Here is a 13,277-nt window from a genome sequence, read left to right as displayed (position 1 = left end):
CCCGATGTGCCCCGGTCGGAGGAGACCCGTATGCGTGGATAGGGAACGCACCGGGTTCACCGCTCGATCACCCCCGGAAGGGCAACCGCCCGATGGGTCACGGAGCCGACCACGCGCCCAGCTGTCGGCGTTCGCATGAAAACCGACGCCAGCACGGCCCTCCGCTCCAGCCTGGCGCGGGGGACGGGCTGCGAGGTGCCGAGGATGGGGAACGGTCGTCACCGACGACCGGCGGCACGAGCTGTGCCCGGCCCGCCAGACCGAAAAACTCAGCCGAACCCGTCACCGCACCCGGGATCAGCAAGGGCAGGGCGTCGGCTCTGGTCACACGGTGCTCCGGGGCCCCGCGGCACGACGGAGCCGGTTGGCGATCGCCAGCCCCAGTCCCTCCTCCGCCGGCAGTGACGCGACGATGAGGTCGCACCCCTTCTGGTCGAGCTCGCGCAGGAACCCGTACAGCCCCCACGCAAAGGCGGCCATCGAACCGGGGACCTGCACCACCGCCTGCGCCTTCACCTCAACACCCGCGAAAGCCGCAGGAACAAAGACACCCACCCGGTGCCCCAGCTCCTGCGCCAGCTCCGCCTCGGCGACCACCTTCTCCGGCTCGACCAGGACCACCCGCGCCCGCGGCGCGTAGTGCGACGGATGCTGGCCCGGCACCGGGATAGGGCTGGTCGAGGGCACCGCGAGCGGGAACCGCAGCACCGCTTCGAGATCCTCGCGCGTCACCCCGCCAGGCCGCAGGACGGCCGGGATCTCGCCCGTGGCGTCGACGATGGTCGACTCGACACCGACCTCGCAACGGCCGCCGTCCAACACGAAGTCGACGGCGCCGCCGAGTTCGGCACGGACGTCGTCCGCGGTCGTGGGGCTCACCGAGCCGAAGCGGTTGGCGGACGGGGCCGTGACACCGCCCCCGAAGACCGCAAGCAGCGCCAGTGCCACGGGGTGGTCCGGCACGCGCACCGCCACCGTCTCCAAGCCACCGGTCGCCTCCAGGGGCACCCGGCGACCGCGCCGCAGGACCAGCGTCAGCGGCCCCGGCCACAAGCGTTCGGCCAACAGGCGGGCCGTCGCGGGCACCTCCTGGACCCAGTCCTCCAGCAGCTCCACGCCGCCGATGTGAACGATCAGCGGATGCGAAGGCGGGCGTCCCTTGACCCGGAAGATACGCGAGACGGCCGCAGGGTCCTCAGCGTTGGCGCCCAAACCGTAGACGGTCTCAGTCGGAAGACCCACCAGGCCCCCGACACGCAGCACACCGGCCGCCTTCTCGATATCACTGGTACTCGCCGTCACCCTCACAATCCTAAGTGCGCCAAAGACCGGCGACGGTCTTGATCAATCTCAACACCAACCACGGGTCCCTTGACCCCCGGAGCCATTCAAGAACAACCGCTTGACACTGATGACTGTCCCGCTCTTCCCCGACGCCGAAAGACAGCTCCGCCCAGACACAGCAGCCCTACCCCAGGAAGGGAACTGCCGTTGAGCACCGAAGACATCCCTTCACCAAAAGCCAACAACCTTGGAAACGATTGAGGTCCGGGCATGCTGGCCTGGCGGTTCGGCTGGTGGTTGATCAGCAGGCGGTCTGCTGGACGAGCACCAGTTCGGTGCTCGGCTTGCGGTGAGTGAGCCGCCGGGCGGAGCGGTCGGAGACCAGGTCGGCAATGGCCAGGCGAGTCTCGGCGTAGGTCTCCCGGCGACCGGTGAACCGCTGCAGGGGTCGCCATTGCTTGTACTCGGCGTTGGCGTGCTCCACGAAGATCCTGGCGGAGGACTGACGGCGGCGCTGCTCGCGCCCGCCTCGGCCAAAGTGATGGCGACCGCCGTTGGAATGAAGGTCAGCCCCGCCCTGCCGCGCCCTCCCGGTGACCACCATCGACGACCACCCGTCCGTCCAAGAAGCCCTCCAGGCCGCCGAACTGGCCGAACACGACGCGCTCGCGCTGCTGGACCGGGCCCTTCGCCTGGCACGCCGGCTGACCTGTACCAAGTTGGGCAACCTTCGCCGGCCCTGGCCGCCGCTGGCCAACCGCGCGGTGAACCTCGCCCTCAGCCTCCACTACCGGGCCGAGCGCGCCACCCGGACCGTCGAGGACATGCTCGCCCACCTGGAAGGGAACGCGCGATGATCGACGGCGTCCAAGCGTTCTACGGACTCGAACGCCCGCCGTTCGGCCGTGCGCTGGCCCCGGGCATGCTGCACAAGCACGCCGTATCGAGCTGCTGCGGCGACAAGACGCAGACGAGGCTGAGAGCGCCTATCGGGCCTGCTACGACTTGGTGCTCGGACGCCCGGTGCGGAGCCGGCACCTCTTCGGCCTCGACGTCAGAGCCCTTGACCGTGCGCGCGGCAAGGTGGTGCAGCGAGCGCTTGGGGTGCTGCGGTATCGCTCGCAGGCGGCGCTGCTCGGTCTTTCGGTCGATGCAGCCGGCCCGGTCGGTGCGCTCGCCTTTGCTCGGGAAGTCGTCGCCGACTTCCCACGGTCGGTAGCCGCCGGGATGCTGCAGGCCGCAGAGATACTTGCGGCCGTAGACCCCGAAAACGCCTACCTCCAGCGGTTCGACGTGACCAGCCCTCTGTCCGAGGGCGATCTCATAGTCCTACTGCGGGTGACAGCAGCATGTAAACGCGGGGCCGGGTCGACGACCGTGCCGTCGAGTGTGCAGGGCTTCGCGGCGGCGGTTTCGGCGTTCCGTGAACGCACTCCGCTACGCAATCCGCGCACGCCGGTTCTGTGGATGCTCTTTCATGCTGTCGCTGGCGACCGGGGCGAGGGGGAACTGGCACGGATGGTGGAGGAGCTGGTTCGTGAGTGCTCACGGCACGGGGACCAACGGATGTACCGTGCCGTAACTGCCGTCGCCGCGGGCCGGGTCACGATACCGCCGATGCTCCCACCCGACGGCTGGGAGATTGCCGAGGTCCCTGACCCCGGGCAATTGATCGCCGGATTCACGGCGCTCGGCGAGGCACTGAAGGAAAAGAAGATCGGCCAAAGGCAGCGAGAGAGTATATGAAAATGAGAGTTCTCGACGCGATACGGATGCCCCCTGCCTTCGGGCTGTTCTACGCGTCCTTCGCGGTCTCGATGATGGGCGACTCATTCCGCCTTCTGGCCGTCAACGTCTGGCTGTTTGAAACGACCTCCGGCTCGATCGGTGCCCGGCTGCTCGTCGTACTGCTCGCCACTCTGCCCGGGATGCTGCTCGGCGGGGTCTCCGGTGTCATCGCGGACCGCTACGACAAGTATTCCGTGCTCGTGGTGGCGGATCTCATCCGCTTCGTCGTCGGCCTCGGCCTGGCCGGGTGCGCCGTTACGGGGAACGCCGCATGGGCGCTCGTGCTGGTCGCGTTGGGCAACGGCATCGGAGTGTTCTTCTCCTCATCCTCCTTCGCACTCCTGCCCAGGCTCGTACCGCAGGACCGACTGCCGCGCGCCAACGGTCTGATGGAGACCGGCCAGTGGGTGATGCAGATCGCCGGGCCCTCGCTTGCCGCGGTGACGCTGGCCTTCGGCGGGGCCAGTCGCGCTTTCCTCATCGACAGTGCCACCTTCGCCGTGTCGGCAGTCATCCTGTGGGTCCTGCGCCGGAAGCTGACCGCCGCCCCGGCCGAGGCCGCTGCGGGCGTCGATGGGGGCGGCGCCGTCGAGGACGGCGACGGAGACGGGACGCCAGACGCGAAGCCCTGGGCAGCCTTCGTCGACGGCACCCGGATCATCCTGCGCAACCCCCCGATCCGCTCCCTGCTGCTCGCCTCGTACGGCGTGGCCTTCCTGACCGCCTGCACCAACTACGGGCTGATCTTTTTGATCGCCCAGAGCCTGTTCCTAGGCCCGTCCTCGCTCGGCTACATCTACTCGCTCAACGGTGCTGTCGCCGTAGTGGCGGCCCTCGCGGTGACAGGGCTGGCAAAATCCACCCATCTCGGAAGGATCATGGCCCTGTCCATGCTGGGGCTCTGTGTGGCCCAGGTGGTCATGGGCACCGCTCCAAACGTCTATGTACTAGGCGTCGGCGTCGCCATTAGCGCTCTGTCCAACGCGCCCTACAACGTCGCGGTCAGCTCGCTCTACATGAGCAGGGTCCCGGCCGCCTACCTCGGCCGGGTCGAGGGCATCGACACGATGGTGGACAACTTCGCCAACATGCTCGGCTTTGTCGCGGCCTCACTGGCCGTCCTGTGGTGGAGCCCGCGCGGGAGCTTCCTGATATCGGCACTAGTCGCGGTACCGTGCGTGGTTCTTGCATTCACGAGCGTGGCCCGGAGTGGAGCCCCCGATGCGCCGCCCCACGGGAACGTCGAGGACCTCAAGGTCAAGGCATGACCATGTGAGCGGGCACGCTGGCGGCATCGGTTGGAGCTGCTGCAGCGCGCCGGACGAGTCGCCGGCGAGGCCCTGCACGAGGGCGTCAAGGATGATTGCCGGAGTGGTCATTCCTGGTCTCTCCGGTAGGTTACGGGAAGCCCGTGCGGTGGTCATTCCTCGTCGGATCCGACGGGGCGGGTGGCGCCGCAGCGGCAGGTGTCCCGGTCCGGGTACTGGTCGCCCCGCAGCCGGGGCAGCGCCACAGGAACCCGGCGCGGCAGGCAACGCGCGACAAGGCGTCATCTCGGTGGTGGTTTCGGCTGCGCCGAGCAACAGGGCGATTGCCCTGCTGCGGGTCTCGTCGTCCACGGGTTCTCCTTGGGTCGGTTCCGGCCGTGGCCGGTCGCGGTCGCCTAGTTCGTCGTGGCCGAACCGGAACACCGCGTATCCCCGCAACCTCAGGTCACGGTCGCCGGCCATGGTCGCGGCGTACTTCCCGCTGTCGGGCACGGCCGAGTTGTCGCGGGTGCAGTGCCGGCTGCCGTCGACCTCCAGCACCACGCGCCTGCTACCCGGCAACAGCAAGAAGAAGTCCATGCACAGGTTCTGCAGGGCGCTCTCACCGCATTCGCGGACGGTCTTGGGGTCCCAGTGCATCCGGATCTCCGGCAGGAGCGCCGACACCTCGTCCAACTGGTCGCATCATGCTCACCGCGTACAAGGCCTCCTGCGACCTCGCCGAGCGCCACGGCCCGCAATCGGCCTGGCCGCAGACCCGCCCGCCGCCTACCTTGCCGGCCGCCCGGGCATCAGCGCGCAGTCCATCGCCGCCATCCGCGACCAGCCACGCGCCCACCTGCGGACCCCGTCGACCCAGACATCCAGCCGCCTCCACCCGGAACTCGCCGCCACCACCCCGGCCGCGACCGGGATCCCGCCCGGTACCACCGCCCGCGCTCCCGCCTACCACCAGCACCGGCACCGGCACCGGCACCGGCACCGGCACCGGCACACCATCAAGCAGTCGCCAGACACGACGGCCCGACGTACGGACCGGGCAAGTGCGGGCCGCCTCCCCGCGGCCCGCCCCTTACGGGCCGCCATCCCACCGCCAGCCCAGCGCAGCGACTCCCGGGCCGCCCCGCGACGGCCAAGGGGCGGGCGCACCCGCGCAAGGGCCAGCCACGCCAGGCCAACGACTCCCCCCCCCACACAGGGAGAAGTCAGACCGGCAAGCACCCGAAAAAGCGGCTGTGACCAGGGCGAATACAGCTCGGCTCCCGGATTGTGTGCAACAGCTTTCGCAACGCCCGGCGCAACGGCCTTCGCAACGGCCTTCGCAACCCCTGCCGCAACGCCAAAGTCACCCGTTCGGCGTACAGGACTCGCCGCCTGGCCCACGCCGCCGTGTCATGGCTGTGACCGCATCCGCGTTCGAGTGGGAGGTGGCCGATGTACCACATGTGGGCCGAACCCATGGCAACCCAGACCGGGACCTGGCAGCGGTGGCACGTCATCAACCGCGACGGCAGCGCCCTGTGCGGACAATCCCTGAACGTGAAGACACCCCAGACACCAGACGCCGTACACGAGGACTACTGCCGCCCCTGCATGAACGCCGTGGCGGCCGCCACAGCAGCCGGCCGCACCTGAACCGACCAACAACCAGGAGACCCGCCCACCCCCCACTCCCCCGCCCACGCGCCCCCGCCCCGCGACGCGCGGGGCGGGGGCGGGGGCAGGCACCAGCTACGGGACCTCGCCCTCCAGCGCGTGGAGGAAGCTGCCGTGTTCGCGGCGAGGCTGCCGCAGTGCGCCGCCGCCCTGTACGAGGACGAGGTGTCCGCGTACGCGCTGACCGAAGCAGACGCCCGCCTGGCGTCCGCGATCGGCACCGAGGCCGGCGACCTCCCGGCGCCCCGGACCGGGTCCGGACTGATCGGCTGCGCGGGGGCCATCTGGTGGCAGGGCGGTGTCATCCCGTCAGCCTCTGCCCCACACAGCCGCACCAGCCCGCCCGTGCCGGGCCGGCAGGCCCGGCACCCGGCGGCGGTCCGTCCTGCCTGCGCGCAGGCGTCCTGACCCAGGCATCAGCCCATCACGCCACCACGGCTTTGTCGCTGCGGACTGCTGGGCCTCGGCTACAGGACTCCGGCTTGTGTCGCGCGGTCGCGCAGGGTCCGCAGGCTGACGCGTGCTCCTGTCTCGTCTTCGACGTGCCATTCGTTCATACCCTGGCAGGTCTTGGTGCCGCGGGCGATGGCACCGGCTTCGTCGACCCGGCCGTAGGGGGTGCCTCCGGTCGCGGCAAGGACGATGCCGCCGTTTTCGTCGATGGTGGCCCAGTGCTCGGTGGAACGGTAGGTCAGGACAATCTGCGTGCCGGCCTTCAGCACCTGAGCGTCGAGCATTCTGGCAACGTCCGTCCGCCGGCCGCCCGTAGGGGATCTGCGCTGCGTCGGCGGCGGACGGAGGAGACCGGCTGTCGGCGCCGTGGCGTCCTGCTCGGGTGGCGTGGTGGTGGGCAGGCCGAGGCGGTCGGGGTGCCAGATGTGTTCGAACAGGCGCAGGTACAGCTCCTGCCGTGTCTGCACAACGGTGGTCATGGTCTCCCGAGGGGAGAACGGCCTGAGGATCTTGTCGAGTCGGTGGGTCTTGATGAACTCGCGCAGCACCGGATTGCGGTGGTCGTAGCCGGGGGCGATGATGCCCAGCAGGACATTGCTGCGGGCGTAATAGGGGGCTTTGTCGCCCAGGGGCAGGTCGTTGATGCTGGAGTTCTCGCGGCCCATCAGCAGGCCGAGGCCGCCGAGTTGGTTGCGCCGGCTGCGGAAGACGACGGCGTCGGGTATCTCGCGTTTCACTCGGTGATGGTGGTTCGCCCAGAGGTGCTCGATGTGGAATCGGTCCCGGTCCAGGTAGGCGAGCACGTCGTGTGGCCGCTGGCAGGCGTCTTCGGCGTAGGCGGTGGCGCGGGCCAGCAGGTAGCGGATCTGGTGGGCGTTGTTGCCCCGCAGTCCCAGGGTGACCGCTTCGCGTATGGAGCCTGCGTCCGCATCGACGAGGCCGCCGAGCGCGGATGCGACCTCCTCCAGTGTGCGGCAGCGGCGCAGCAGCGGTACGAGTCTGCCGTGGACCAGTGTGTCGGTGTCGGTTGACTGGACAGGGAGGTCCTGTAGGACCCGCAGGGCGTACCAGCGGTCGATGTACGCGGCGACCAGGCGGCCCTTGTCCTTGGCCTGGGATGGCTGGTCGTCGGGGTGGAGGGCGGCGAGGATGGCGACCGTTTGGGTGGTGAGGCCGTTGCGTTCGTTGAACAGGACGGTCTCGAGGCGGTCGCCGTCCTTTTTGAGTTCGCGTCCGGCTGCGAGGAAAGGCCGGTACAGTCTCGCGGTCTTCAGTAGATCCTGGACGAACTGCAGGAAATTGTCGGGGCGTCCTGGGACCAGCCCGAGGTGGGCGGCGTTGTGGCGGACCCACACGTTGAGATTGGTCGCGATCTGACGACGGTCGCCGTCCTCGCCCTGGCGTGCGCAGCGGGCGAGGAGGTAAGCCTTGATGAAGCGGGAGGCGGCGGTGGGGTCCTCGCGGTCGGTGGCCAGTTCTCGGAGCATCTGTTGCCACTGGGTGTTCAGTTGGTCCTCGCCGGCGCCGACGTTGGACAGCAGATGGCTCTTGAGGAGGTCAACAGCGGTCAGGCGGGCGCCGCGGTCGTTCATTGTCTCGAACATGCGGTAGCCGTGATCACGGCCGGCCGCCCGGATCCCGACCAGGACAACCCGGTCCAGCAGCCACTCGGTGAACTGGTGGAGTTCGTCTGCGTCGAGCTCTTCCGTCAGCTGGGACTCCATCTGCTGACTGCGCGCCCACAGATTACGGCGGGAGAGCGAATCCCCCGGGCCCGGTTCGTATGCGCGGCCTTCGGTGACCGCCCGCAGGACGGGTTCGTGATCGGTGATGCCGACCGAGAAGTGCTCTCCGTCGGTCGTGATCACCCGGTTGAGGCGGTCCACTGCCTTGGGGTGTCCGGCATCCCGAGCCCACAGCCGGAGCTGCACGAAGATCAGGTGCAGTGTGACGAACCGTTGTTGCCCGTCCACCAGGTAGCGCTGGCGGGTCGATGGCTGGTGATAGACGAAGGGGCCCAGGAAATACTGTGGCGCAGTGTGCGGCCGGCGTAGAAAGCCCAGGTTGGTCGACCAGTCCCTAAACGAGTCGCACAGATCCCGTAGCAGGGTGCGTACCTCGTCCTCGCCCCAGGTGTAGTCGCGCTGGTAGAAGTCGATCTCATACGTCAAGCCACTGAACAGTTCGTTCAGGCTGAAGCCCTGGGATTCGATCTCGTCTGCGGCCATGCACCACTCCCCCACTGCCCGGCGTGCCTGTTCATGCTCCCAACTCACCCCGGTGCCGTACAGACAACCGGCAAGCGGTCGTGGGCTGAATACCGTGTGGCGCGTGGCCTGTACCCGGGTGCGGTATCCCGGCGTCGGGGCGCGGATGCCGGCAACGGCCGGCCGACGCGCTGCGGGAAGCCCCCCGTGGCTACAGCCCCGGGCACGGCCTCAGGGTCTCGTCGGCATCCGGAGCAGTCGCCTCCCGACCGTGTGTGCCCGCCCGGCAGGCATACCAAGCGCATGTCCTGGCGGGGTTCAGCCGCGTAGCCAGCCGAACAGTGCGCTGCCGCGGCGTTCGCGTTCACACTCGGCCTGCGCCGCCGCTTGTTCCCGGTCACGGCGCACACGCTCACTGCGGCAGGACGGGCATTCTGCTCCGGGCACGGGGGTTTGGCCGTCGTCCTGCCCGCGGTCGTAGTCGTCGGGATGGACGTCGGTGCCGCAGACCGGGCAGGGCCATGCCTGTTCGCGTCGGCGGCGCTGTTCTTCCCTGCGTTGCTGCCTGCGGGCCTGTTTGGCCGCGGCGCGGGCTTGTTCGGCGGCCTGGCGGGCGGCACGCCGCTGCTCATCCCGCTGCCAGCAGGCGCGGCGGTCGTCGGGGTTGTCCAGGGCGGCGATCAGCGGCTGGTGGGTGTCGTGGCCAAAACGCCACCACACCGGCCCGTGCGGGCCGTCGGCTGCCAGATGGTCCAAGGAGGTGGTCAGGACCGGTACCGTGCGGTCGTAGTCGCGCCAGCCGTCCGGCTCCCCCGAGGAGGTCGGGTAGGGGGCGGTGTGCCAGGTGCCCTGCCAGTACAGGCGTGAGAGCCGGGCCACCTCGTCCATGCGGCGCTGCAGCACCTGGGGGTTGACCCGCCGGGTGAAGACGATCGCCACCGGCGGATAGCCCCCGCGACCAGAGTCCTCCCACCGCATCGACCACAGCGGGACCTGGTCCTCCACGCGGTGGCCGGTCGTGGTGCGCTGGAAGAAGCGGTGATAGCGGGCGATCTTGTCGGCCACCACGGCAGCCGGCTCGGTGTGGTTGTCGACCTCCACGAACAGCACCGGAACCTGATCCTGTGGTGCGGTCAGCACCGCGTCCGCGCGCAGGCTGCCCCGACCCGGCGCGGTGAAGGTACCGGTGACCGGGAGGACCACCTCCGTCGTCCAGCCACGCAGCGTCCCCAGGCCACCAGGCCGAACCGACACCGACACCGGCCGCGGCTGCGGCTGCGGCTGCGGCTGCGGCTGCGGCTGCGGCTGCGCCATCGGGCCGGACCCGGCCCCGGTGGCAGGCCCGGCCCTGGTGACAGGCCCTGCGTTTGGGGCAGGGGTTTGCGCAAGCGCGGGCCCGGTGCCGGTGCCGGTGCCGGTGCCGGTGCCGGTGCCGGTGCCGGTGCCGGTGCCGGTGCCGGTGCCGGTGCCGGTGCCGGCTGCGAGTTTGGCTTCGCCGGCCACGCGGGGACGGCGCGCGAGGGGGTGGGTGGGCTGTGGTGGCATCTGGCGGAACGCGTCGATGGTGTCGGTCACCTTCAACGCGTGCGCGGCACCGGCCTTCGCCGCCTCCCGGGCCGTGCCGCCCATCTCCTTCGGCAGGCGGCCCAGTTCGCAGGCGGCCGCCGCCAACCCGGCCCTGGTCAGGTTCCACACCTGCTCCGCCACCGCCCTGCCCGACCGGCCCGGCCGGCTGGCCGAGCCCACCGACTCCACCAGCCCCGCCGCCCGCAGATCCTTGCACGCATTGCGGACCGTCTGCACATCCGCCGTCCCCGGCAGCACCAACTGCCGCAACTGCCCGGCCGTGGCGACCTTCACCACACCCAGCGCCAGCAACACCAGGCCCCGCACCCGGGCCGTCGACCCGTACGGCCACCGCCTGCTCCCCGTCACCCCACACCCACCCCCCACCGCTCCCGTATCCCACCGGCCCCCCGCAGGGAGCCGCACCGGCTCCCCGCCCGGCCCCGGGGCGCGGCCAACAGGCCGCGCACGCACACCCCCAGGGCCGGGCGGGCACCCCAGGCCCACCGGCAAGCCCGCAACGACCACTCCACCACCCACCACTGACACACAAACCACGAGAGCAAAGGGCTGTCGGCACCACCACCACCCCCACACATGCCGCCTGACCTGCACAAACACCACACCGGGCAGGGAAGGTCACCGTAGGGGACGGCATAGGGGAAAACGTAGGGAACGGCGCAGGGCCGACCCGGCACGGACACACCCCGGACACCCGCCCACACACACCGACACCACCCCAGGCACCACCCCGGGCACCCTCAGCCGCGGCAAGCCCATGAGCCGAAGGACAGCAACCGCGGGGCCGACCTCGCGGGGCCGGTCGCCGCTGTCGCGCGGCCGTCTTCGGGGGGTCCTGGCATGCGCGGGCACCGAGGGCGGCTTTGTCCACGAGAACGGGCAGCAGATGCTCACCACTTCGGGAGGCATCAGAGCCCGCCGAGGATGCGAACGGTGATGCTCGGCATCGTGGCTGTGCTTCGGCCCCACAGCGAATGGAAAACACGTTGGCCGGTCTGCCACGGAACTGCGACGATGCCCCCTGTTTCCCGAGCGGAGGACGTTTGTTCGTTTTCGTCTGTGTGCGGTGTGGCACCGAGCTGACCGCCCCGTTGTCCCAGGTCGCCCTGCCGGCCCACGCTCGTCAGCAGTACGGGAACGGGCTTCAGCTCCCGGTGCTCATGGCATCGGGGACGTTCGCCGTGGAACTGGAGCCCTGGGGGCCGCCGTGGCGAAGGTGGGAGGAGACCGATCCGGACGAGGCGGCTGCCCGCGGCATCTACGCGCCGGTCCACGCCCTGTCCGACAGCGCGCCAGGCGCGGTCGTCATCGCACCGGGAGACACCCGTGGCACTGTGCTGATCCCGGAGAGGCGCGGCAGCGCCTGCTGCGGCTTCGACGGGGGTGACGGCCCCAACACGGCCTGCGCGGCATGCGGTCTTCTCGTGGCGAGCAGGATCGACGACTGCTCACTCTGGCAGGCCGTGTGGCTCGCCCCGAACGCCGTACGCCGCCTTCCCGTCGAAGGCGCCGACACCGGGCTGCTGTCCTGGGCGGACCTGCTCGCGGAAGGGGCGGGCGTGCCCCCGTCCGAGCCGATCGCCCCGTGGGGCCAGCCGTTCCGGGCGAGCGACCGGTGGCACTGGAGCCCCCAGTGGGTAGCGGCAGCCGGGCAGGCGCTCGCCCACCTCCTGGTGGCCTCGCAAGGCCGGGCAGTAGCCGTTCAGGACGGCCTGACCGCAAAAATGTTCCAACACGCCCTCGACACCCTCCTCCCGGCCGGCCCACCGACGCGGCGCGCCGTCCTGACCGGACCCGGACAACCCGCCCGCGACACTGACGCCGACATCCTCCTCGTGCCATCCCACCCGCAGACCGGCACGACATGGACCCCGACCGCCCCCGCCGCCCCGACCGCCCCCGCCTACCTTGTGCCGCTGCCGTTCGGGGTGTGGCTCCCGCTGGTCTCCCCCGAACCACAGCTACCCGTCCCCGCATCCGGGCCGATACCCGACGGCGTCCTTCGCGACGACCCACCCACGCCGAATGTCCACGACGCGTTCCGCATCGACTGGACAGTCTTCCAACGAACCCTGACCCGGCTGCCCGCCGTCCGCACCCCATGGCTACGCGAAATCCACGACAACCTCACCCAGCACATACCCACCGGCCTCCTCTAGCCGACTGTTGAGCGACGTTGAAGATGTGCACAAAGGCGACGTGGTCGCTGTGGATGAGGCAGCGTGAAGTGCCCCCGGCGGCCGTCAGGCCGTCGGGGGCACGGTGAACGCTGTGTCGGCTTCATGCTCACGATGTCGTGTGGGTCTTCGTGGCGGCCGTCACTGCTCGGAGTCGTCCGTAAGGCCAAACATCGGGTGCGTCAGAGCCGTCTCGTGGTGAAGAGAGTGGTCCCGTGCACCGCGTCCACTTCCTTCCGCTCGGTCTCGGTGAACCCGACCTTGGCCAGCACACGGCGAGAAGCGGTGTTCCAGTCCCAGACCGTGGCCCACAGACGTTCGTATCCGGATGATCTCGCCCAGTCCAGAACCGCCAACGAGGCCTCGGTCGCATATCCCTGACGCCAAACCCGGCGGAGCAGCTCGAACGCCAGTTCCGGTTCCCCTTCCGATCCTCGCCAGCTGTCAACCAGCCCGCAGTAGCCAATGACGTCGCGAGAGGCCTTCCGCTCGATCGCCAGCAATCCGGTCGACCAGATCTGGTTGGTGCGGATCGAATCCTCGAGCTCCGCGACCGTGGGGTGTCCTGCCGCGTCGATTCGGCGGTGTGGCGGCACTCGTGGATCACGTTCGGTCCACAGCTCACGTTGGACGACAGCCTCGGCTACCCGCCAAGGCCTGAGCAGCAGGCGACTCGTGTCGAGTACAACTTCGCCGCCCTCAGTCGCGCCATCTGTCATGGCAGAAACCTTCTCACAGGCGAACACACTGCCGTGCCGGGGTGCGGTCATGTCCGTTGGAGTGGTGTATCGACGGCCACTCGGTGATCTCTTCTTTGAGGCTATGCGGTGAGTTCGGTGGGCAGGGCGGTGTCGTCG

Annotated in this window: 11 protein-coding genes; 6 read left to right on the top strand and 5 right to left on the bottom strand. The window is 69.6% G+C overall.

What is annotated here, in order from left to right; translation table 11 throughout:
* Positions 1 to 324: 324 nt before the first annotated feature.
* On the bottom strand, positions 325 to 1,302 hold the full coding sequence (locus tag AB0F62_RS34550) for an L-threonylcarbamoyladenylate synthase (protein ID WP_361808735.1): 978 nt from the start codon (positions 1,300 to 1,302) through the stop codon (positions 325 to 327).
* A gap of 283 nt (positions 1,303 to 1,585) precedes the next feature.
* Positions 1,586 to 1,768: a hypothetical protein gene (locus AB0F62_RS34545; protein WP_361808732.1), complete on the bottom strand. Its 183-nt coding sequence runs from the start codon at positions 1,766 to 1,768 to the stop codon at positions 1,586 to 1,588.
* Between the two features lie 109 nt (positions 1,769 to 1,877).
* Here AB0F62_RS34545 and AB0F62_RS34540 point away from each other — a divergent pair, with 109 nt between their 5' ends.
* The 5 genes from AB0F62_RS34540 to AB0F62_RS34520 all read left to right on the top strand — a co-directional run bounded on the left by AB0F62_RS34540 (position 1,878) and on the right by AB0F62_RS34520 (position 6,404).
* The gene (locus AB0F62_RS34540) at positions 1,878 to 2,141 is read left to right on the top strand and encodes a hypothetical protein (RefSeq protein ID WP_361808729.1); all 264 of its coding nucleotides are present in this window, start codon (positions 1,878 to 1,880) and stop codon (positions 2,139 to 2,141) included.
* A 166-nt stretch (positions 2,142 to 2,307) separates the two neighbouring features.
* Entirely contained in the window at positions 2,308 to 3,030 is a 723-nt protein-coding gene (locus AB0F62_RS34535; protein WP_361808726.1) for a hypothetical protein, read from the top strand.
* A gap of 2 nt (positions 3,031 to 3,032) precedes the next feature.
* On the top strand, positions 3,033 to 4,340 hold the full coding sequence (locus tag AB0F62_RS34530; RefSeq protein ID WP_361808723.1) for an MFS transporter: 1,308 nt from the start codon (positions 3,033 to 3,035) through the stop codon (positions 4,338 to 4,340).
* 1,458 nt (positions 4,341 to 5,798) lie between these two features.
* On the top strand, positions 5,799 to 5,975 hold the full coding sequence (locus AB0F62_RS34525; RefSeq protein ID WP_361808720.1) for a hypothetical protein: 177 nt from the start codon (positions 5,799 to 5,801) through the stop codon (positions 5,973 to 5,975).
* Positions 5,976 to 6,110: 135 nt separating this feature from the next.
* Positions 6,111 to 6,404 carry a hypothetical protein gene (locus AB0F62_RS34520; protein ID WP_361808717.1) on the top strand — a complete coding sequence of 98 codons (294 nt, stop codon included), beginning with the start codon at positions 6,111 to 6,113 and terminating at the stop codon, positions 6,402 to 6,404.
* 59 nt (positions 6,405 to 6,463) lie between these two features.
* Here AB0F62_RS34520 and AB0F62_RS34515 read toward each other — a convergent pair whose 3' ends face one another.
* Both AB0F62_RS34515 and AB0F62_RS34510 read right to left on the bottom strand, forming a co-directional pair.
* Positions 6,464 to 8,677 carry a DUF262 domain-containing protein gene (locus tag AB0F62_RS34515; RefSeq protein ID WP_361808714.1) on the bottom strand — a complete coding sequence of 738 codons (2,214 nt, stop codon included), beginning with the start codon at positions 8,675 to 8,677 and terminating at the stop codon, positions 6,464 to 6,466.
* Between the two features lie 297 nt (positions 8,678 to 8,974).
* Positions 8,975 to 10,591 (bottom strand): replication-relaxation family protein, encoded by a 1,617-nt coding sequence (locus AB0F62_RS34510; RefSeq protein WP_361808711.1) that lies wholly within the window; start codon positions 10,589 to 10,591, stop codon positions 8,975 to 8,977.
* Positions 10,592 to 11,286: 695 nt separating this feature from the next.
* On the opposite strand from AB0F62_RS34510, the gene AB0F62_RS34505 reads away from it, so the two are divergent.
* Positions 11,287 to 12,402 (top strand): hypothetical protein, encoded by a 1,116-nt coding sequence (locus AB0F62_RS34505; RefSeq protein ID WP_361808708.1) that lies wholly within the window; start codon positions 11,287 to 11,289, stop codon positions 12,400 to 12,402.
* 200 nt (positions 12,403 to 12,602) lie between these two features.
* Here the strand turns inward: AB0F62_RS34505 and AB0F62_RS34500 are convergent, their stop codons facing one another.
* Positions 12,603 to 13,190, bottom strand: a complete 588-nt coding sequence (locus AB0F62_RS34500) for a GNAT family N-acetyltransferase (RefSeq protein WP_361808705.1) — start codon at positions 13,188 to 13,190, stop codon at positions 12,603 to 12,605.
* Positions 13,191 to 13,277 lie beyond the last annotated feature (87 nt).

It is taken from the genome of Streptomyces sp. NPDC026673 (assembly GCF_040638135.1).
Classification (GTDB): domain Bacteria; phylum Actinomycetota; class Actinomycetes; order Streptomycetales; family Streptomycetaceae; genus Actinacidiphila.
This window is presented reverse-complemented; position numbering and strand designations above follow the sequence as displayed.

Excerpts from the sequence above, each read along its gene's own strand:
- AB0F62_RS34530 (WP_361808723.1), top strand. The coding sequence starts at position 3,033 with ATGAGAGTTCTCGACGCGATACGGATGCCCCCTGCCTTCGGGCTGTTC.
- AB0F62_RS34525 (WP_361808720.1), top strand. The coding sequence starts at position 5,799 with ATGGCAACCCAGACCGGGACCTGGCAGCGGTGGCACGTCATCAACCGC.
- AB0F62_RS34515 (WP_361808714.1), bottom strand. The coding sequence starts at position 8,677 with ATGGCCGCAGACGAGATCGAATCCCAGGGCTTCAGCCTGAACGAACTG.
- AB0F62_RS34500 (WP_361808705.1), bottom strand. The coding sequence starts at position 13,190 with ATGACCGCACCCCGGCACGGCAGTGTGTTCGCCTGTGAGAAGGTTTCT.